Genomic DNA, 18,974 nt, shown 5'->3' with positions numbered 1-18,974 from the left:
TCTCCTCCCGGGCGCCCAGCTGGGCGCCCGCTTTGACAACCTACCTTCGCCACTTTACCTTCATGGTGGAATTACTTCACCATGGAGGCATTCAGCGTGCGCACCCCGTCCCCCACCCCCGAGACGACCGAGCCCTACCGATGGCGATGGTTGATCCTGGCGGTGATGATCGTCGCGGAGATCATGGATCTCCTGGACGCCTCGATCGTCAACGTCGCCGGACCGGACCTGGAGACTTCCCTCGGTGCCGGATCCGCCGGACTGCAATGGGTGATCGGCGGCTACGCCCTCACCCTGGGCGCCGGCCTCGTGCTCGGCGGCCGACTCGGCGACCGCTACGGCCGACGCCGGATGTTCCTGATCGGCCTGGCGTCCTTCACTGCGAGTTCTCTGCTGTGCGCGATCGCGCCGAACATCGAGTTGCTGATCGCCTTCCGCCTGCTGCAGGGCACCGCCGGAGCGATGCTGCTGCCCCAGGGGCTGGGTCTGCTGCGGGAGAACTTCTCCGGCCCCGAACTCACCAAGGTCTTCGCGATCTTCGGACCCGTCCTGGGCCTGGGCGGCATCATCGGCCCGGTCCTCGGCGGCTTCCTCATCGAGGGCGACTTCTTGGGACTGGGCTGGCGGTCGGTGTTCCTGGTCAACCTGCCCATCGGCATCGCTGCGCTGATCGTCGCCGCGAAGTTCGTGCCCAAGAAGGCGGGCGACCGCACGGTACGGGTCGACATGACCGGCGCCGCCCTGATCGTGGCGTCCTGCGCCCTGCTGGTGCTGCCGCTCAACCAGGGGCAGGAGAATGGCTGGCCGTTGTGGACGTGGCTGTCCATGGCCGCCTCAGTGATCGGGTTCGCCCTCTTCGCCCTCCAGCAGCGCCGCACCGCTGCCGCGGGCCGCGAGCCGCTGGTGACCCCGGGCCTGCTGCGCAAGCCGGCCTTCACCGTCGGCCTCGGCGGCATCGCCCTGTTCTTCGGCGGGCTCATCGGCACCCAGCTCGTGCTGACCCTGTTCCTCCAGATCGGCCGGCACTTCACCGCCGGTGGCGCGGGATTGGGCAACCTGCCCCTCGCGGTGGGCACCGCGATCGGCGGCGCCGTCAGCGGCGCGTTCCTCGCGGACAAGATCGGCCGCAAGGTGCTCCAGATCGGACCGCTGGTCCAGCTGGCCGGCGCTGCCGTGCTGTGGCTCGAGCTCGACGGCCTCGACGCCGCCTCGTTCTCGATCTGGGACATCGCTCCGGGTGTGGCGGTGGCGGGCGTCGGCGCCGGCATGGTGATCGCCGCCCTGTTCAGCTTCATCCTGGCCGCGGTCGACGACGACGAGATCGGATCCGCCTCCGGCGTCCTGTCGGCGGTCCAGGCGGTGGGCGGCTCCATCGGCGTCGCGGTCTTCGGCTCGGTCTTCTTCGCGATCACCTTCCTGCTGCCCAAGAAGGGTCGCCCGGACGACGAGCAGCACGGCATCGCCACCGAGCCCGTCACCGACTCCTACCGGCTGGCGGCCACCCGCGCCGGCGCCGAACAACAGGCCGTAGCGCAGCAGGCTGCCGGCTGACTCCCGACCACAGACCAACGTCTGCACCCTCTATCCACGCTTGGACCAGTCCAGCCGTCGGCGCCAACGAGCTGGGGGTCGGCTGACATTTGGTCGGGGCTTGCTCTCAAGTGCGGTTGAGGTTCCATGATGACCGGCATGGAGACGACACTCATTGACCAGCAGACGCAGGAAGCCGAGATTGCAGCGATCAAGCACGTGATCGCCAGGCTTGAGCATTCCCAGCAGAACGAATTGCCCGAGGAGTTCGTCGGCCTGTTCAGAGCCGATGCGATCTGGACGACGCGCCATGGCAAGCGCCTCACCGGTCGTGATGAGATCTCGTCTTTCACTCACCAGGTGCTGCCGGGGGCCATGAAGGACTCGACAGCCACGTACGAGGTGGTGGACGTGCTGTTCATCCGCCCCGACGTCACCGCGGTCAAGGCACACGCGCAGTACTGGACCCTGGAAGGGGAGCCGATCGGGAACGCGGGCACCCCGCTCTACGTGATGGCCAAAGAGGACGGGCAATGGCGCCTTGTCGCCTGCCAGAACACGGAGGTACTCGCCCAGTGACGGGCGAAGGGCCTTACAAGCGGGGCGAGTTGCGAAGCGCGCCTGGGCCCGTGTGGTCTGTTCCCATCCGACGGACCCGACGACGGATTCATGATCAGGGTGTCTTGACCTGAGAGCCTGTGTCATATCCCCGGCCGGGTGGGCGCCGCCTGGCCGGGGATATGACACAGGCTCTGAGGCTCGTGCGGGGACCGCGTCCGCCCACCTGAGCCTCACACCGGCCAGAACTGCAGCAGGAACCGCTCCACCTCATCCGGCACGCCCTGTTCGGCGAGGGAGGCGACTTCTTCCTGCCCCACTACATGAGCTCGCAGCCGCCATCGCCGGCCCGCGACACCGAGATCGATCCCATGCTTGTCCGGACCGCCGGCCGTGTGGAACCGCAGACGCCCCGAGGCAGAGTCCAACTCCGCTTCCCCCGTCGCCTCCCAAGGCACACTGTGATCCGGCTCGGGCGGTGAGTCCCAGACTTCGACCGTGAACGCGGCCCTGTGCGTGTGACCGCCCGACTCGATGTCCACCCGCCCGTGCTTGGCCGCAACCAATCCTTGCCCAACCTCAGACCAGTCGTCGATGATGTCCTCGTCGGCATCCTGCAGCCAGAGCAAGAACCGCTCAACCAGGACCGCGAACTCCTCGCGATGGACCAACGCCACGTGGCCTCTCCCTCCCACTCGCGTCACTTCCCCGACGACGCTACCTGGGCCGTGATCACTGCGGCAGTCGGTGCTGGGAAAACTCTCTCCCGTCCTCATCCTTCGTCACCCCAGGACCACTCCTCGACGACACCGTCCAAGCGATCGCCGGACTGGCGTCACTTCGGCCAGCGGCCCAAACCGCTGTCGACCCAGAGTTTCACCGGCACCATCCGCCCCGCCCCGGCAGAGCGTCCCGCCCAAGGTCTGACACGCAGTCGCATCCGGCACTGTGGTGCGGCCGACGTACCGCAATTGGCCGTTTCAGGGGCGGTGTGGGGGTACGGGCCGGGCCCCGAGGTGGTCCTGGAGCTCGCGATGCCGGAACTGCCACGCGGTGCCCGCAACACGCAGGATTCCGGCCTCATAGCAGGCATCGAGGAAGGGGCCCAGCCGCCAGGGCAGACGCCCCCTCGTGCTCAGCAAGAACGCCAAGTGCCGGAGCGCCGCCGAGCCACCCATGGCTGGTAGTCCGAACGCGAGGAGCCCGACCGGGAGGCCGAACATGAGCCCGATCATGAGCATCCATGCGAGTGTGAACGTGAGCTGGAATCCGGGTGCGTCATCCCCGAGCCCGTGTTCTTTCAGGAAGTCGTAACCCAGCCTGAATCCGAGCCCGTACACAGGCATGGATATGAACCCACAGATGACTACCGACACCAGTACGGACACGAATCCGGCTACCAGGTCGCCGCGAACGAGGTTGCGCGGCTCGATCGCGGTGTCTTCTGTCCTGATCATCAACCCGACCGTGAGGCCGACGCCCACCCCGAAGACACCCGTGAAGACAAGGGTGTTCTGGGCGTGCTCCGAGAAGGAACGCAAGTTCAGCAGTAGGAGAACGATCACGATGCTGACCAGGAGGCCGATCAGGAAACCGACCGCGAGACCAAGTGCGAGGGTGCGTTGCCCCGCCCGGGTCCGAAGACGGCCGATGTCGACGCGGTACGGCCCGGGCCATACCGGACGGTAGATCACCACGAGGGCGAGGAAGAGGAGCACGCACATGCCTGTCAGCACGTTGGAGTGAAAATCAAACAGGAGCTCCAGTGTGAGGGGAAGGGCCAGGGCGAGCGGCGTGACCAGAGCCCGTTCGATCCAGCGTGCCCGGTGAGGGCCTGCCAGGGGCCACAGTTCGTGGAGAACCAGATCGGTGCTGCTGAGCGTGCGGCCTGCGACCACGCGCGACGTGCCGCCCTCGGTGCCCGCGTTCGCGTTGAGGTAGCGGGCAAGGACCGAGAGGTGGCGCCACGCGGTGTCGGCCTCCAGTCGGTGCCGGTTCCCGGTGCCGGACATTCCCGGCGCTCGCGGGGAATCGGCCGCGGCCGGGTGCCGGGCGGCCACCGCGGCTCCTACGTAGCAGTCCAGGAGGTACTCGTAGAAGTGCCCATCTGTGGCAAGAGAGAGCATGTCCGCGGGGTCTCGCAGGTACCGCCCGTCAGGAGCGCGCTCCTCGAAGACGGTGGCGGCCAGGGTGAGACGCCAGGGCGTGTCCAAGGTGCGGGCCAGCGCCGCGTGGGCCGGCCGCAGGTCGACGGCTCCGGCGGCTGCCACGGAGTCGAGCGCTTGGAGGACCGGTTGCCAGCGGGCGCGGGCTCGATCGGTGACGGCGACGCGCTGTCGGAGGTATCCGGCCGCGCGTGCCGCGTCGACCCGTGCGAGGGCAAGACGTGCCACGACGCGGGGTTCGCTCTCAGCGTCGACCAATGCCTGGTAGTGGGCATGGCGGCAGGTGAGAACGACGGGACAGCGCGTACCGCCGTCCTCGAAGCTCTCGATGGCGCGGAGAAGCCGGGCCGCTCGAGAGGTGTAGCCGGGTGCCGCGTCGCTGTCCATTTCGTCCAGACCATCGATGACCGGCAGGACGAGATTGGCGTCGATGAGCAGACGGGCGTCGCGGGGTGCGAAGCGGTAGGTGTCGGTGAGATGGGTCCGAAGCCAGTCACGGATTGTCGTGCCGGGCCACGATGCCGCGATCAGGCGGACCGGCACCGGATCGAGGGATGCGCGGGTCTTGGTCAGCCCCAGGATCAGAGCCATGACAAGGACGGTCTTGCCCGTGCCCGCGTCGTCGCCGGGCTGCCCGTCCCCCCGCACCGCGGGTGTGCCGGTGATGACCATTCGCCCCGGTCGCAGGGCACGGTAGTAGTCGCTGATCCCTTCCAGCGTCCCGTCCGGTCGCGTGCCGCTCACGCCGGTAGCCGTCACCGTGAATGCGAGGTCGATCCGCCCGTCGGGGGCGGCGAGTCCGCTGCCCAGCATCTGCCGGTACTGCGCTCCCTCCCCCCGGACCACCAACCGTGTGAGTTCCTCCGCGATCACCGGTGCCGTGCGCTGGGCCCGTAGCCCCCGCACCGCGGCCCACAAGCCCCATACCGCCGTGGTCGCGCCGACGATCGTGAGACCGAAGGACCACACCCCGGCGACGTCGGCAGGGTCATCCGACTGAGCCTGTGCACGCCAGGCCCACCACAACCCGCCCACGCACACCACAACACTGAACACCATCGCCGAGACCCGCCCGGCGCGCCCGCGACGCCACATGGACCCATGATGCCTCGCCTTGCACAGCAAGGGAGTTGAACCCGTGCCGCTTGCCCGAGGCCCGGTGCGGGCCGGCCTCCTCCGGGCCCCTGGCCGACTCGTCAGTGACCGGGCGCTGTAGCGCGTTCCGCGCTGAGCGCCTACCGGGTCGGACATAATGATGCTAGTGTCATTAGCATCATGCTGCTGAGACTCAACACCTCGGATCCCCGCCCTCTGCACGAGCAGGTGGCGGGTGCGATCCGTCGTGCCATCGCAGAGGGAGAGTGCAGCCCGGGCGACCGACTGCCCCCGGCTCGTGACCTGTCCCAGGCGCTGGGCGTCAACGCCAACACCGTGTTGCGCGGACTCAGGACCCTGCGGGACGAAGGAGTCCTGGAGTTCAGGCGAGGCCGCGGTGTGACCGTGGCCGACGGCGCCGATCGACGCTCCGTCATGTTGGAGCAGGTACGTGCTCTGGTCGCAGCCGCGGCTCGCGAGGGTTACAGCAAGGCCGACATCATTGAAATGATCAAGGGGGACGTGTGAACGAGCGCGTGAGGCGCGCAAGTGGCACAGCCTGGGCGGGCGCCGGCTGGTGTGCCGGTGTCCTGGCACTGCTGCTGGGCATGCCGCTGGCGGCAAGCGGCCGACTGCCGGACAGGCTGGCGACGCATTGGGGTGTGGGCGGGGAGCCCGACGGGTCCATGCCGCTGTGGGCGGCCGCGCTCTTCCCCGCACTGATCTGGCTGATTCTGGTGCTGGCCGTAGTGTTCTGGGCGAGGCGTTCGAACGGCGCGGCCCGTGGCTGGGCCGGGATCTCCCTGGCGTCAGGAGGGGTGTTCCTGGTCGGCGGACAGGCCTCTGTCGTGCGGGCCAGTCTGGACCGGTCCGACTGGCACGAGGCCGACTCGGTGACACCTTGGGTGATGGCGGCCATCGCGGTTGCCATCACAGCAGGCGCCTTGGCCTTCCTGGCCACCCGCCGCCCCGCCGCTGGCCGGCAGCAGACTCCCGGACCCGGCATGAGCCTTCCACCGGACCAGCAGCTCGCGTGGTTCTCCCGCACGTCCAACCAGTGGCTCCGCGCGACCGCAGCCGTCACCGGATTCACCGCGGTGGCCATCGCCGCGGCCGGCGTCGGCGGTCTCATCCCTCTGCACGCAGGGCTGATCACCCCGTTCGCGGTCGTCTCGCTCGCCGTGCTCGGCTGCTCTTCCGTACAGGTACGCGTCAGCAAGCGAGGAATGAAGGTGTCGTTCGGCCCGCTCGGCTGGCCGGCCCGGCACTGGGCCATCCAGGACATAGAGTCCGCCCATGCCGAGCACCGCACTCCCGCACAGGTAGGGGGATGGGGCTACCGGCTGAGCGGCCTGGGCACCACCGTGATGCTGCGCGGCGGGGAGTGCCTGGTCGTGCGGGCCAAGGGCAAGGACTTCGCCGTCAGCGTCGACGACGCCGAACGCGGCGCCGGCCTCCTGAACGCCTTGAGTACGGAGAGGTCGGGCGGGCACCCGGCATGAGCGGGCCGCACCCCTCGACCGTGTGACCCCGAGTTGGCCGCAGAAGTTGGCGAAGGTGCGGGATCCGTACTGGGCTCCGTTGTCGAAGCGGAACACGGCGCTGCCCAAGCGGCCACCCTGGTGCCCATGTGCTCGGCGATGGATCAGCCGACGACCTGGGTCACGTGGCGGACGCCTTGTCGGCGATGACCCGCTCCTCGCCCGCGGGGTGGGTCACGTGGTGCACGAGAGCCGCGATGACGCCACCCACCAGGGGGGCCACGATGAACAGCCACAGTTGGGACAGCGCGGCTCCCCCGGCGAACAGGGCGGGGCCCAGGCTCCGGGCGGGGTTGACCGAGGTGCCGGTCAGTGGGATGCCGACGAGGTGGATGACGGCCAGCGCGATGCCGATCGGCAGCCCGTCGAAGCCGGTCACCGCCACCCGGTGCGTCACTCCGAGGACGACGAAGACAAGGAGGAAGGTCAGGACCACTTCCGCGAGGAAGGCCCCGCCCAGGTTGATGCCGACCTCGGAGCGGTCGTCGTAGCCGTTGCTGCCGAATGCCTCGCTCGTCTTCAGGCCCGGCACCTGCTTGGCGAGCAGGAAGAGCAGGGCCGCGCCTGCGACACCGCCGAGGAACTGCGCGATCCAGTAGGTGACGGCGGTGCGGCCGTCGATGCGACGCGCGACGAGCATGCCGAGCGTCACCGCCGGATTGACGTGGCAGCCGGAGATCGGGCCGAGGGTGTACGCGAGGGCCAGCAGCGTGAAGCCGAACGCCAGCGCGATGCCGAGCGTGCCGATGAACTCCGCGCAGAGCACCGCCGACCCCACGGCGAAGAAGACTAGGAGCAACGTCCCGAGGAACTCCGATACCACCGCTCTGATCTGCACAGCGACCACCTCGCAGGCTTGCCGGTCCCCCTCGCCATCGTCTGCCCGCCCGCCTCTTCCCACCTGTTCTGCCGGGGCCGCAGCCCGTAACGTACGCCCATTCGAGTGACGGACCGGCTCCGCAGCCCCCCTGTTGGCGCCAGCGAGGCCTTACAGGCGACCCGGGGTGCGGACAGCCATGCCGTCAGTCCTATATTCATACAAACAATTCACGCGTGGTCCTGCCGCGCTGGACCACGGGGTGGGACCACAGTGATCGAACCCGACGGCACTGAACCCGCCCGGGCCGGGGCCCGTGCTGCCCGCCAGGCGCGTACGAAGGCGCGGCGGCGCAAGCAGATGGCCGTGATCGCGGCCGTGATCGCGCTGGGCGGGGCGGCCACCACGGGGGTCATCGCTCTGGCGGACTCCTCCGGGGACGGGGGCGGCTCCGGGCGCACCGTGTCCGCTGCTTCGGGCAGTGCGGCGCAGAAGGCGCGTGCGGCCAAGCGGGCGAAGAAGGGGGAGGAGAAGTGGGACGGCAAGGTGCGGGTGCTGGGGGACGGCTCCACCTCGTACACCGGACCGCAGCACGGGCAGCTCAAGCCCAAGAAGCTGAAGCCCGGTGAGAAGCCGCCGCAGTTCGTGGTCTTCTCCTGGGACGGCGCGCTGGAGGGCGACGACCGCCGCTTCTCCCACTTCCGCCAAGTGGCGCGGGAGAGCAAGGCTCACATGACGTTCTTCCTCACCGGGATCTACCTCCTGCCGGAGAGCAGGAAGTCGCTCTACCGTCCGCCGCAGCACAACCCGGGGGCGGCCGCCATCTCGTATCCGACCGTTCCGCACATCCAGACCACGCTGGAGCAGCTGCGCGGTGCCTGGAAGGACGGGCACGAGATCGGTTCGCACTTCAACGGGCACTTCTGCGGTGCCAAGGGCGGTGGTGACTGGAGTGTCGGGGAGTGGAAGAGCGAGATCGAGCAGACGTACTCGTTCATGAAGGAGTGGAAGACCAACACCGGGTTCACCAAGGAGGGGCCCCTGCCCTTCGATCCGGACCGGGAAGTGGTCGGCGGCCGTGCGCCCTGTCTGGAGGGGCAGAAGAACCTCCTGGCCGCGGCCAGGCCGTTCGGCTGGCGCTACGACGCGAGTTCGTCGGGCGACTTCCAGATATGGCCGTCCAAGGCCGGGGGCCTGTGGAACTTTCCTCTGCAGCTCCTGCCCCTGGAGGGCAAAGAGGTGCAGGTCCTCTCCATGGACTTCAACTTCCTCTACCACCAGTCCGGTGACAGCACCCAGGGCGACCCGGCGAGGTTCCCGGCGTGGCGGGCGCAGGTTGCCGCGTCGTACATGAACGGGTTCAACCGCGTCTACAACGGCAGCCGGGCGCCGATGTTCATCGGCAACCACTTCGAGGACTGGAACGGCGGCATCTACATGAGCGCCGTCGAGGATGTGGTGCGCAAGGTGTGTCCGCGCAAGGGGGTGCGCTGCGTGTCGTTCCGCGAGTTGGCGGACTGGCTTGATGTCCAGGACCCGAAGGTCCTGGACCGGCTGCGCCTGCTCGACCCGGCGCAGGCACCGAAGTGGAAGTCGCTCATCAGGTAGCGGGGCGGCCTGCGGCACAGTGCCGACGACTGGTCGGCGGCTGATCGGCGGCTAGGTGAGCGCCTCGATGTAGTGGGTCCACAGATCCACCGCCCGTCGGCTGGCGGGTGTGGTGGGAGTGTCGCCGCCCAGCCCCTTGAGCGGCAGGGGCACCAGGTCCTTGAGCGACATGCGGTAGACGACCACGGCCGTGGTCTCGTCGTGGGTGCCTCCCACGAACCAGCCCGCCGTGTTCGCGGTGGTCGTCCCGGTCTTGCCCACGGCGGCGGGGTGTGCCGCGCCCGCCGCCTTGGCCGATCCGTCGGCCATGGTGGCCCGCAGGGCGTCCGTGACCGCCTGGGCGGTCTTCTTCGACATCGCCCGGGCGGGTCGTGGTACGGCGAGCGGCACGGCGTCCCCGGCCCGGGTCACCGAGGACACCGAGTAGGGGTCGGTGTGCATGCCGTGGGCGGCGAAGGTCTGGTAGGCGCCGGCCATCCGGATGGCGCTGGGCGTCGAGTTCTCCCCGAGTGCGTACACGGGGACTCGTTCTCCCAGGCTGGAGGCGAGCAGTCCCGCCCGCAGGGCGTACTTCTCCACCCGGTCCAGGCCGACGTCGAGGCCGAGTTGGAGCAGGGGTGTGTTCACGGAGTCGGCGACAGCCTGGCGCAAGGTCACCTGGCCCCAGTCGCGGCCGCCTTCGTTGCGGCCCTTGACCACCTTGCCGCTGCGGTCCCAGTAGGGCCCCTCCGGCGTCCGTACGGCGATCTTGTCGTCGCCGTCGTAGACGCTGGCCGGGGAGACGGGGGTGCGGCTCCCCTCCCGGGTGCGCTTGACGCCGTCCTCGAGCGCGGCGGCATAGACGAAGGGGGTGAACGCCGAACCGGCTGGAATGGTCGTCGCGTTGGACTGGTTGAAGCCCTGTTTCAGGAAGTCGCGGCCGCCGTAGACGGCCAGCAGCCGGCCGTCCGGGGCCACGCTCGCCGCGCCGATCCTGGCGTGCTGGTCGGTGTCGGGCCGCCGCTCGGCGTCGAAGTCCTTCTCGGCCCGGTGGACGGCGGCGGTCAAGGCCTTGGTGCGGTTGCGGTCGAAGGTCGTGCGGATCTGGTAGCCGCCCAGGTCGAAGTCGGCGGCGTTGATGTGCCCGGCTTTGATCGCGTTCCGCTTGGCCAGCTCCACCAGGTAGCCGGTCCGCGCGCCGGGGATGTCGCCGGAGCCCGACTTCGTGGGTTCGGGGAACTTCTTGTAGGTGGCCCGCTCGGCCTGGGTGAGGTGGCCGGTTGCCACCATGCGGTCCAGGATCCAGTTCCAGCGTTCGACGGCCCGCGCGTGGTTCTCCTTGCCGAGGGCCGGGTCGTAGAGTCCGGCGCCTTTGAGGAGAGAGGCCAGGAAGGCGCCTTCGCTGGGGTTGAGGCGCGCGACGTCCTTGCCGTAGTAGGCGTGCGAGGCGCGCTGGATGCCGTAGGTGCCCCGCCCGAACCAGCTCGTGTTCAGGTAGTCCTGGAAGATCTTGTCCTTGCTCGTGTGGTTGTCCAGCTTCACGGCGAGCAGGGCTTCGGTGAACTTCCGGGACAGGGTGCGGTCCTGGCTGAGGTAGACGTTCTTCACGTACTGCTGGGTGATGGTCGACCCGCCCTGGGTCTCTCCTCCGGTGAGCGCGGCGGTCGTCGCGCGCAGGACACCGGTCGGTGAGACGCCGGCATCCGAGTAGAAGCTCGCGTTCTCGGCCGCGAGGACGGCGCCCCGGACTTTCGGCGGCACCCTCTTCAGCGGTATCTCCTGCCTGATGACCCAGCCGGTGCGGGCCATGACGCTGCCGTCGGACCAGTAGTACACGTTGTCCTGTTGCGTGGCGAACGAGTTGAGGTCGTCCGGTATGTCCGTGGTGGCGTACGCGATCGTGACGAAGCCGGTCAAGCCGAGGGCCAGGTACAGGAAAGCGCCCAGCCACTGGCGCCACGAAGGCAGCCACCGGCGCCAACCGCTGCGGCCCGGCCGGGGATAGGCCGGACGCAGCCGGCGCAGTTGTCCGCGCGCCCCGGCGAGGGCGCCGGGTATGCCGCCTGTGGTCCGCTGCCCGGACTTCCTGCGCCGGCCGGTCGCCGCGCGGCGCTCCCCCGGTGCCGCCCGCCGTCTCCCGCTGCCGTGACCTGCGGTCATCTTGCGCCCACCCACCCCGTATGCCTCCTCTGCTGCGCTCTGGCGCTCACATTAGAGGCAGTTGGAGGCGTGCGGCCCGGCCTGCGGGTTCCTGGCTGCCTGGTCCGGGTGCCTTCAGGTTCCGCAAAAGAGAGGCAACGGTTCGGGAAGGGCCCGCAGTTGTGCCAAGATTCCGTGCTCCGGTCGGGGTGATCGGGCAAGGAAAGAGGAAACGCAGTGATATCCATAGCGATACCCAAGAGATACAGACCCGCCGCCTTCGCCGGTGTGGCCGCGGCCGTGGCTTCCGGCTGCCTGCTCGCGCCCTCCGCGCACGCGGACGCCGGTGGCGTGCCCCGCAAGGCCGACCACCGGACACTCGCCGCCTTCGCCCGCATCGCCGATGACGTCCTCTCCCGGCGCACCCAGGCACTGGTGGAGGACCGCGCGGGGCGCGGCGGCCCGGACGCCGGCGCGGTGACGACGCGCATGTCCGGCCGGCTGCGGACGGACGAGGACGCCGCGCTGCGGTCGCTGCGCGCCCGCAAGAAGCGCCTTGCCCAGCTCGGCGAGGCCTACACGAAGGCGGACACCCGCGTCGTCGTGGACCGCGCGACGCTCACCGGCAGCACGGCGACCGTCCAGGTCACCGCGTCGTCGACGCTCACGTACAAGAAGGTGCGCGAAGGCGGGCCGCAGACCACCGCGTTCTCGACCCGGCAGGAGCTGAAGCTCGCCGGCACGAAGGACGGCGGCTGGCAGCTGACCGCGATCACCTCGCGCAACCAGGGCCCTGTCGCGGTCGACGAGCCCTCGGTGGCCCGGACGAACACCGTCAAGGACGACGGCAACCAGTACCCGGACGGCACACCGGCCTCGACCAAGCGCCCCACCACGCCGATGCCCTCGGGCAAGACGGCCGGCGCCTACGGCTACTCCGCCATGGCGCAGTACGCGGAGAAGTACTGGCGCAGCTACAACCCGGCCTACCGGAAGTTCAACGGGGCCGGCGGCGACTGCACCAACTTCGTGAGCCAGGCGCTGAAGGCGGGCGGCTGGAAGCCCGTCCCCGGCTCCGCCTACGACTACCGGAACTGGTGGTACGAGAGCGCGGGCCAGAGCACGTCCTGGGTCGGGGTGAACGAATGGGCATGGTTCACGCTGTCCAACCGGCGGGCCCCGAACCTGGCGAGCGCCTACCAGCTGGACGTCGGCGACGTCCTGCAGGTGGACTTCGACAAGAACGGGTCCAAGGACCACACCATGCTGGTGACGTACCGCGACAGGCAGGGCATGCCGTACCTGACCTACCACTCCACCGACACCTACCGCAGGTCGCTCGCGAGCGTGGTCGCGTCCTACCCCGACGCTCGCTACTTCGCGTACCGCACCTGAGAGAGACCGGGGACAGTGCAGAGCGGCGCGGGCGGCTTCGGGTCGCCCCGCCGCGGCGAGCAAGCGCGTTCGCATCGGTGAGATGACCGATGCGGTGGGGCGTGGACCTTCGTGGGCCGCTCGCAGCCCGTCATCCAGCAGGCCCGCACCGGCTGGATGACGGGCTGCCGCTTCGGGGAGGGCGACTGTACTTGAAAGTTCAAGGCAAGTAGGGTGTCCGCCATGAGTCCGAGCAGCCGGCGCCGGCCCCGTATCGACCGGGGCACGACGAGGCGGACGGTGTGGCCCCGGGGCCACACCGTCCGCACGGCACTGCTCGCCCTGGTCTTCGTCTTCGCGGCTCCCCTGTTCGGCATCAACGGCGCGACGGATGCCTCTTCTGTCGGCCCCGCGACCGCGCGCAGCGCGACCACCGTCTCCGTTGCGCCCCGGGCCGATTCCCCGGCCGAGGACCACGACTGCCACAAGGGGCAGCCGGCGGATCCGCGGGGCGCGGTGGTGCCGTGTCCCGACCACCGGGCGCCGTACATTCCCAAGTCGACGTCCATGCCGCCCAGTCCGCCGCACGTCGTCCCGGCCCTCGCCGGAACGCCGTACCAGGACGTCGCGTCGGTCGACCTGTACGGAATCCAGATCATCAGAACGTAGACGGGTCTCTCCACCCGCAAGCCGACAGGGCCCGACAGCGCCGGTCGGCGTCACTTCGCTGCACCTTCGTGAGCAGCAGCCACGTACGGCCTTCACCTACAGGAGAGACACCCATGTCCGTTTTCGCCGGTACCAGCACGCGCACCACGTCCCCGAACGACACCGGCCCCCTTACCGCGCCCTCCCGGTCCGGCAATGACCTCGGGCTCCTGCTGCTGCGCTGGGCGGTCGGCCTGACCATGGCCGCCCACGGAACCCAGAAGCTCTTCGGCTGGTTCGACGGCGGCGGCCTGGACGGTGCCGCGCAGTTCTTCGCGGGCAACGGTTACGAGGCCGCGCACACCATGGCCGTGATTGCCGGGCTCACCGAGACCCTGTGCGGCCTCGGCCTCGTCGTCGGCCTGCTCACCCCGCTCGCCGCGGCGGGCGTCGTGGGCGTCATGCTCAACGTCATCGCCGTCAAGTGGGGCGGCGGGTTCTTCAACCCCACCGGCATCGAGTTCGAACTGCTGCTCCTCGTCACCGCCGCGAGCCTGGCACTGACCGGACCCGGTAGGTTCGCGGCCGACCGGCTCCTGCCCGTACTGCGCGCACACCGGCTTTCCCACGGTGTCGCCGCCGTGGCATTCGGCGCCGCGATGGCCGGCATCGTTCTGGTGACCCTCCGCGCCTGAGCCCTGTACGGGCGAGGGGTCTCCCGGCGCGGACCGGCGCCGGGAGACCCCGAAGGTTCACCGCGTAGGTATTCTTCCGGTGGCCGAGACGCGCTCGGCTCGAAACGCGGCAATCGACCGGCTTAGCCACCGAGTTCTCCGCCGCCATACGCTGCCCCCAACAGGCATCCGCACAGCTCAGTGCACCCGACCCCGCGGTTTCAGCGGTACTGACGGCAGTTCCGGGGCGGGCAGCGGCTCCCCGCGCGAACTCCGTCTCTGTCACGCGGAATGTCACGGCCGATCCTCTGATTCGTTTCCGGTCTTTGGTCAGGGGAACGGCGCGATGCACTACGGTGCGACGGCTCGGTTCGGGCAGCGCGAAGGGCGTCCATCCTTGAGAGGAGCGAGAGGGGAGGTCAGCGCTGTCGGTCCGCAATCACCAGCAACGTGTCCGCGGCTGGGGGTCCGTCAGACTTCGCCGGAAGCATGTCCACGGCGATGCTGGTGAATCCGGCCTCATCGAGGGCCTGCACCCATACTTGCTCCTGGAGGACCCAGCGACGCAGCGAGGCCGTCTCACCCTCTGGAGTCTTCGTGGGGATGTCGGCTGCCACCAGGTCCGGTTGGGCCGGAGCGCCGTTCAGGTAGTGGGCCAGGGTGGAGAAGACCAGCCGTCCGCCCGGCTTCAGCGCAGCGGCTGTCGCCGGCAGTAGCTCGCGCGGTTCGGTGAAAGCGACGGCCCCGAACACGCTGTACAGCACGTCGTATGTGCTCTTCGTCGCCTGCCTGGAGGTGGGGCACGGCGTCGCACGACGCGATACGGAGGCGTGGGGAGAGGTGGGCGAACAGGTCGGTGGCCATCTTGTGCTGCGCGGAGGAGGCGTCGATGGCGACGACCTCGGCGGGCTCGTGGTGGGCGGCCAGGTGTGCGGCGTGCCGGGCGGCTCCGGCGCCGAGGTCGCCGACCACGTGTCCCGTGAGATCGCCGAGCACTTCGCAGCCGGGGCCGCCGTCCTGGCTCCAGATCCAGTGGAAGGCATCGGGGACGGCGCGGTCGCGCTCGGCGCGGGTGCGGCCGTAGTGGTGCCAGAGGTCTGCCGTGGTCGTCATCCGCACCATCTTGGCGGGTGCTGCCTGACGTGGGGCTGGTTCCGGCGTCCGGACGAGCTGACGGTAGACGTGAGGTTCCTTCCCGGTCCGGACGGCGAGCCGACGGTGTACGTCGCGCCGACCTGGTCGGGGGAGCTCGAGGTGGGGAACGCCGAGAACGGGCCGGTGCGTGCGCTGGCCGGGCTCGGTACGCCCGTGCTCGCCGAGGTTGGGCCTGTCGCCCGTTCCGTGACGCCGGCCGCGACGGACGCCCGTTCCCACCCGGGCGGATGGACGCGGTCCGCACGCGAGCCGTCCAGGGCGTCTCCAGCTACGTGAGTTTCCTGGGGCCGGAAACTCCCGACCAGGTCGCGAACTCCTACGGGCCGAACGCCCAGCGCCCGCCGGCCGTGAAGTCTGCGGTCGACCCGGATGCCGTCTTCGCCGCCACACCGCTCCCCTTCGGGAGGGCCGACTCCGACTCCACGCCCGTCTGGGGCGAAGGCGGCATCACCACTCTTGGCGTCGGTGGCATTGACACCGTCCACACCGCCGCATCGCCTGTATCACCACGGTCTGGCTCCTCCACCACCCGGCCTCCGGGGTAGGCACGACAGCGTGGAAGAGACACGAGCAGGCGCTCGCGCGGTACTCCGACGGCATGATCATGGGGTGTGCCGGGACGTGATGAGTACGCCTCCTGCCAGCGAGGAGGCCAGCCGCAGCGAGGTCTCATACATCCGCGAAGCCGGTGGAGGGCATTCTCGGGAGCGGTGACGACATTCAACGACTCCGTGGTTCAGCGAGGGGAAGCGAGCAGCTGGGCGGCCTGCGTCCGGAACGGTCCGGTGCGCGCCCCCTTCCTCTCCCCCGCAGTTTGGTACCTTTCACCGGACAAGCAAATCGATCGGATGTTCGTTTACTGGGGCCTCCGAGGCGTCCGTTGTCGGCCGTAGACGCTCACGTTCTCCGACGTGCGGCGTGCCACTCAATCGGACCGGGTGAAAGCTCATGGCAGGAACCGATCACGAAAAGGCGCTGAACACCGCGCTCGCACAGATCGAGCGGAAATTCGGCAGGGGTGCGGTCATGCGCCTCGGCGAGCGGCCCGATGGGCCCATCGAGGTGATCCCCACCGGATCGACCGCGCTCGACGTCGCGCTCGGCGTGGGCGGCATCCCGCGCGGCCGCGTGGTGGAGGTCTACGGGCCGGAGTCCTCCGGCAAGACGACGCTGACGTTGCACGCAGTAGCGAACGCGCAGAACGCCGGCGGTTCGGTGGCGTTCATCGACGCCGAGCACGCTCTGGACCCGGAGTACGCCAAGAAGCTCGGCGTCGACACCGACAACCTCATCCTGTCCCAGCCGGACAACGGCGAACAGGCCCTGGAGATCGTCGACATCCTGATCCGCTCCGGCGCGATCGACTTGATCGTGATCGACTCCGTCGCGGCCCTGGTACCGCGCGCGGAGATCGAGGGCGAGATGGGCGACTCCCACATGGGTTTGCAGGCCCGCCTGATGAGCCAAGCCCTCCGCAAGATCACCAGTGCACTCAGCCAGACGAGGACGACGGTGATCTTCATCAACCAGCTCCGCGAGAAGATCGGCGTGATGTTCGGCTCGCCGGAGACCACGACCGGTGGTCGCGCGCTGAGGTTCTACGCCTCCGTGCGGCTCGACATCCGCCGCATCGAGACCCTCAAGGACGGCGCCGACGCGGTCGGCAACCGCACCCGCGTCAAGGTCGTCAAGAACAAGGTGGCCCCGCCCTTCAAGCAGGCCGAGTTCGACATCCTCTACGGCCACGGCATCAGCCGCGAGGGCGGCCTGATCGACATGGGCGTCGAGCACGGCTTCGTCCGCAAGGCCGGCGCCTGGTACACGTACGAGGGCGACCAGCTCGGCCAGGGCAAGGAGAACGCCCGCAACTTCCTCAAGGACAACCCCGACCTCGCCAACGAGATCGAGAAGAAGATCCTTGAGAAGCTCGGAATCGAGGTACCGGCCAAGGCCTCGGTCGCCGAGGACACGGGCGCCGTCCCGGTCCCTGATGCCGCACGGACCTCGGCGGGAAACGCTGCTTGACAGGCAGAGGCACGGCCCGGCCGGGGCCAGGCTTCCAACACGTTCAGCATTGCAGCGTGTTCTACGGCCCAGATCCGCTCACGCCCCCTGTTCCTTGCCGCGAACCTGTCGTGCGCGTCCGGGCGATACCGGCCCTTGCGCAAGGCACAGAGAACACCGCGCTCGGCAAGGAATCGACGTCCGGGGCAGGATCCGGCCGGGAGCGGCCTGGTGCGTCGGGGATGGATGCCGGGCACTTCGGGCATGGCTCTCTCCTGGCGGGAGTCGGCTGGAGGCACAAGTGGCCGGTGAACACCGGGACTTGTCCCCCCGCGCGAGCGGAGGTGTTCCGTCGCGCAAGATCCGGACCACTCTCGGACCAAGTTGGCGGCCATCACCGACAGCGCCCTCGTCTTCGCAGATCAACGCAGTCGCCACACGCGTACCACCAGCAGACGAAGAACCTTCTGGTGTCGTACTCGCCGAAGAAGCTCGGCTTCTTCTAGGAGCACTAAAGAAGGCGCCTGACCCGGGCGTTTGCCCGTCAGGCGCCTTCCACTCGGTCCGTTCAGCGCAGAGCCCAGTTTGCGTTGTGACCCTCAGTTTCTCCCTCCGCTATCGCGTTCCTGACCAGCTCTTCCGGTCTATTTCCGGTCCAGATCCCGGCTCACCCGGCAGACGCTCCGCCCTGGCTGACGCGGTCCCACTCCGCCATGGACTGCTCGATGAGGCGGTTGGCCTGCTCCCGGACTCCGTCCAGGAACTTGGCGTAGTGGCGGAAGAGGACCTCGATGCCCTGACCCGCGCGGCGAGCGCATTCGGCCGGGTCCACACCGGAGTACAGCCAGAACGAGATCCCGGCGCGCCGGAGGTCGTAGGGCCGCTTGGCCAGGCCGAAGGCGAGTTCCGTGCGCGTCAGGACGTACTTCCGTGCCCGTGCCCACGTCGTGCCGTACGCGGCTGCGTCCACGTAGTTGCCGACCTGGTTCCGGAACAGCCGACCGTCCGGCGCCCCACCGAAACGTTCGATGTGTGCGAGGAGCATGCGCACGAACTGCGGAGGGATGGCCACCGGCCGGGTTGCAGTAGCCGCACGGCGCTTGAGCGAGTGCACCTCGTGCACCGCGCCGTCGTCCGTCCACTCCTTTCCTGCGGTGACGACGCCGCCCGAAAGGTTAAGCATCCCCCACCCGGTCTCGGGCAGATGGCACTGCTCGAGCTGAAGGTGAATGACCTCCGCCGGTCGCATGGCCGCGTAGTACATGCAGCCGAAGAACGCCTCCAGGTGAGGACCGCGCCCACGCAACTCGGCGACCGCCGTGAGCAGGCGGGCGACCTGAGCCGGATTGGGGACGGCAGCTGGGTCCACTTCCTCGTTGACGGCCGGAGCGTTCCACCTGAGCCCGTTGAGGGGGTTCTCCGTGAAGTAACCCTTCTCCACAGCGGTGTTGAGAACTTCGTTGAACGCAGCCCGCTTGCGCCGCGCTGTCTTGGCCGCAGCGGCCTTGCCGTCCACCTAGCGGCACAGAGCGTCCAACGCCCGCCGCAGTACATCGGCTTCCGCAAGAGTGCTGACCGGCAGGGAGTTCCGCCTAGGAGCTGTCCGGCCGATCATGTGACTGTCGCCTGATCTGCTCGTTGCGTCGGGCATGGGGCGGGGAGAACGCGGTGATCTGGCGGACGCGGA

The 18,974-nt window shown here is 69.0% G+C and carries 14 protein-coding genes and 1 pseudogene; 9 read left to right on the top strand and 6 right to left on the bottom strand.

What is annotated here, in order from left to right; all coding sequences use genetic code 11:
- The first annotated feature begins 81 nt into the window (after nucleotides 1–81).
- Both AC07DI_RS36710 and AC07DI_RS36705 read left to right on the top strand, forming a co-directional pair.
- On the top strand, nucleotides 82–1,551 hold the full coding sequence (locus AC07DI_RS36710; RefSeq protein WP_478909220.1) for an MFS transporter: 1,470 nt from the start codon (nucleotides 82–84) through the stop codon (nucleotides 1,549–1,551).
- A gap of 138 nt (nucleotides 1,552–1,689) precedes the next feature.
- Complete coding sequence (locus tag AC07DI_RS36705) at nucleotides 1,690–2,109, top strand: SgcJ/EcaC family oxidoreductase (protein WP_478909218.1); 420 nt, start codon at nucleotides 1,690–1,692, stop codon at nucleotides 2,107–2,109.
- 212 nt (nucleotides 2,110–2,321) lie between these two features.
- Here AC07DI_RS36705 and AC07DI_RS36700 read toward each other — a convergent pair whose 3' ends face one another.
- Nucleotides 2,322–2,765, bottom strand: coding sequence for a hypothetical protein (locus AC07DI_RS36700; protein ID WP_478909217.1), 444 nt, complete (start codon nucleotides 2,763–2,765; stop codon nucleotides 2,322–2,324).
- A 303-nt stretch (nucleotides 2,766–3,068) separates the two neighbouring features.
- Nucleotides 3,069–5,348: a hypothetical protein gene (locus tag AC07DI_RS36695; RefSeq protein WP_478909215.1), complete on the bottom strand. Its 2,280-nt coding sequence runs from the start codon at nucleotides 5,346–5,348 to the stop codon at nucleotides 3,069–3,071.
- Between the two features lie 180 nt (nucleotides 5,349–5,528).
- On the opposite strand from AC07DI_RS36695, the gene AC07DI_RS36690 reads away from it, so the two are divergent.
- Complete coding sequence (locus AC07DI_RS36690; RefSeq protein WP_384259464.1) at nucleotides 5,529–5,876, top strand: GntR family transcriptional regulator; 348 nt, start codon at nucleotides 5,529–5,531, stop codon at nucleotides 5,874–5,876.
- Nucleotides 5,873–6,850: a DUF1648 domain-containing protein gene (locus AC07DI_RS36685; protein ID WP_478909214.1), complete on the top strand. Its 978-nt coding sequence runs from the start codon at nucleotides 5,873–5,875 to the stop codon at nucleotides 6,848–6,850. The genes AC07DI_RS36690 and AC07DI_RS36685 overlap by 4 nt, the downstream gene beginning before the upstream one ends.
- Before the next feature lie 160 nt (nucleotides 6,851–7,010).
- Here AC07DI_RS36685 and AC07DI_RS36680 read toward each other — a convergent pair whose 3' ends face one another.
- Nucleotides 7,011–7,727, bottom strand: coding sequence for an MIP family channel protein (locus tag AC07DI_RS36680; RefSeq protein ID WP_478909212.1), 717 nt, complete (start codon nucleotides 7,725–7,727; stop codon nucleotides 7,011–7,013).
- 339 nt (nucleotides 7,728–8,066) lie between these two features.
- On the opposite strand from AC07DI_RS36680, the gene AC07DI_RS36675 reads away from it, so the two are divergent.
- Nucleotides 8,067–9,314: a polysaccharide deacetylase family protein gene (locus tag AC07DI_RS36675; protein WP_478909231.1), complete on the top strand. Its 1,248-nt coding sequence runs from the start codon at nucleotides 8,067–8,069 to the stop codon at nucleotides 9,312–9,314.
- A gap of 51 nt (nucleotides 9,315–9,365) precedes the next feature.
- Here AC07DI_RS36675 and AC07DI_RS36670 read toward each other — a convergent pair whose 3' ends face one another.
- Nucleotides 9,366–11,453, bottom strand: coding sequence for a transglycosylase domain-containing protein (locus tag AC07DI_RS36670; RefSeq protein ID WP_478909211.1), 2,088 nt, complete (start codon nucleotides 11,451–11,453; stop codon nucleotides 9,366–9,368).
- Between the two features lie 216 nt (nucleotides 11,454–11,669).
- Here AC07DI_RS36670 and AC07DI_RS36665 point away from each other — a divergent pair, with 216 nt between their 5' ends.
- From AC07DI_RS36665 to AC07DI_RS36655, 3 genes are all read left to right on the top strand, one after another.
- Nucleotides 11,670–12,827, top strand: coding sequence for an amidase domain-containing protein (locus AC07DI_RS36665; protein ID WP_478909209.1), 1,158 nt, complete (start codon nucleotides 11,670–11,672; stop codon nucleotides 12,825–12,827).
- Nucleotides 12,828–13,049: 222 nt separating this feature from the next.
- The gene (locus AC07DI_RS36660; protein WP_478909207.1) at nucleotides 13,050–13,475 is read left to right on the top strand and encodes a hypothetical protein; all 426 of its coding nucleotides are present in this window, start codon (nucleotides 13,050–13,052) and stop codon (nucleotides 13,473–13,475) included.
- 113 nt (nucleotides 13,476–13,588) lie between these two features.
- On the top strand, nucleotides 13,589–14,149 hold the full coding sequence (locus tag AC07DI_RS36655; protein WP_478909205.1) for a DoxX family protein: 561 nt from the start codon (nucleotides 13,589–13,591) through the stop codon (nucleotides 14,147–14,149).
- A 398-nt stretch (nucleotides 14,150–14,547) separates the two neighbouring features.
- On the opposite strand, the pseudogene AC07DI_RS36650 reads toward AC07DI_RS36655, so the two are convergent.
- Nucleotides 14,548–15,241: pseudogene (locus AC07DI_RS36650) on the bottom strand (methyltransferase domain-containing protein).
- A gap of 990 nt (nucleotides 15,242–16,231) precedes the next feature.
- On the opposite strand from AC07DI_RS36650, the gene recA reads away from it, so the two are divergent.
- Nucleotides 16,232–17,308: a recombinase RecA gene (gene recA / locus AC07DI_RS36645; protein WP_478909203.1), complete on the top strand. Its 1,077-nt coding sequence runs from the start codon at nucleotides 16,232–16,234 to the stop codon at nucleotides 17,306–17,308.
- A gap of 646 nt (nucleotides 17,309–17,954) precedes the next feature.
- On the opposite strand, the gene AC07DI_RS36640 is transcribed toward recA, so the two are convergent.
- On the bottom strand, nucleotides 17,955–18,728 hold the full coding sequence (locus AC07DI_RS36640; protein ID WP_478909201.1) for a hypothetical protein: 774 nt from the start codon (nucleotides 18,726–18,728) through the stop codon (nucleotides 17,955–17,957).
- Between the last annotated feature and the right edge of the window lie 246 nt (nucleotides 18,729–18,974).

Source organism: Streptomyces sp. NPDC044106, from assembly GCF_056433985.1.
Note: the sequence above shows the minus strand (reverse complement) of the source record. Positions and strands in the feature narration are given on the sequence as shown.

Excerpts from the sequence above, each read along its gene's own strand:
- AC07DI_RS36695 (WP_478909215.1), bottom strand. The coding sequence starts at position 5,348 with ATGTGGCGTCGCGGGCGCGCCGGGCGGGTCTCGGCGATGGTGTTCAGT.
- recA (WP_478909203.1), top strand. The coding sequence starts at position 16,232 with ATGGCAGGAACCGATCACGAAAAGGCGCTGAACACCGCGCTCGCACAG.
- AC07DI_RS36690 (WP_384259464.1), top strand. The coding sequence starts at position 5,529 with ATGCTGCTGAGACTCAACACCTCGGATCCCCGCCCTCTGCACGAGCAG.
- AC07DI_RS36675 (WP_478909231.1), top strand. The coding sequence starts at position 8,067 with ATGGCCGTGATCGCGGCCGTGATCGCGCTGGGCGGGGCGGCCACCACG.
- AC07DI_RS36660 (WP_478909207.1), top strand. The coding sequence starts at position 13,050 with ATGAGTCCGAGCAGCCGGCGCCGGCCCCGTATCGACCGGGGCACGACG.
- AC07DI_RS36710 (WP_478909220.1), top strand. The coding sequence starts at position 82 with ATGGAGGCATTCAGCGTGCGCACCCCGTCCCCCACCCCCGAGACGACC.
- AC07DI_RS36655 (WP_478909205.1), top strand. The coding sequence starts at position 13,589 with ATGTCCGTTTTCGCCGGTACCAGCACGCGCACCACGTCCCCGAACGAC.
- AC07DI_RS36670 (WP_478909211.1), bottom strand. The coding sequence starts at position 11,453 with ATGACCGCAGGTCACGGCAGCGGGAGACGGCGGGCGGCACCGGGGGAG.
- AC07DI_RS36705 (WP_478909218.1), top strand. The coding sequence starts at position 1,690 with ATGGAGACGACACTCATTGACCAGCAGACGCAGGAAGCCGAGATTGCA.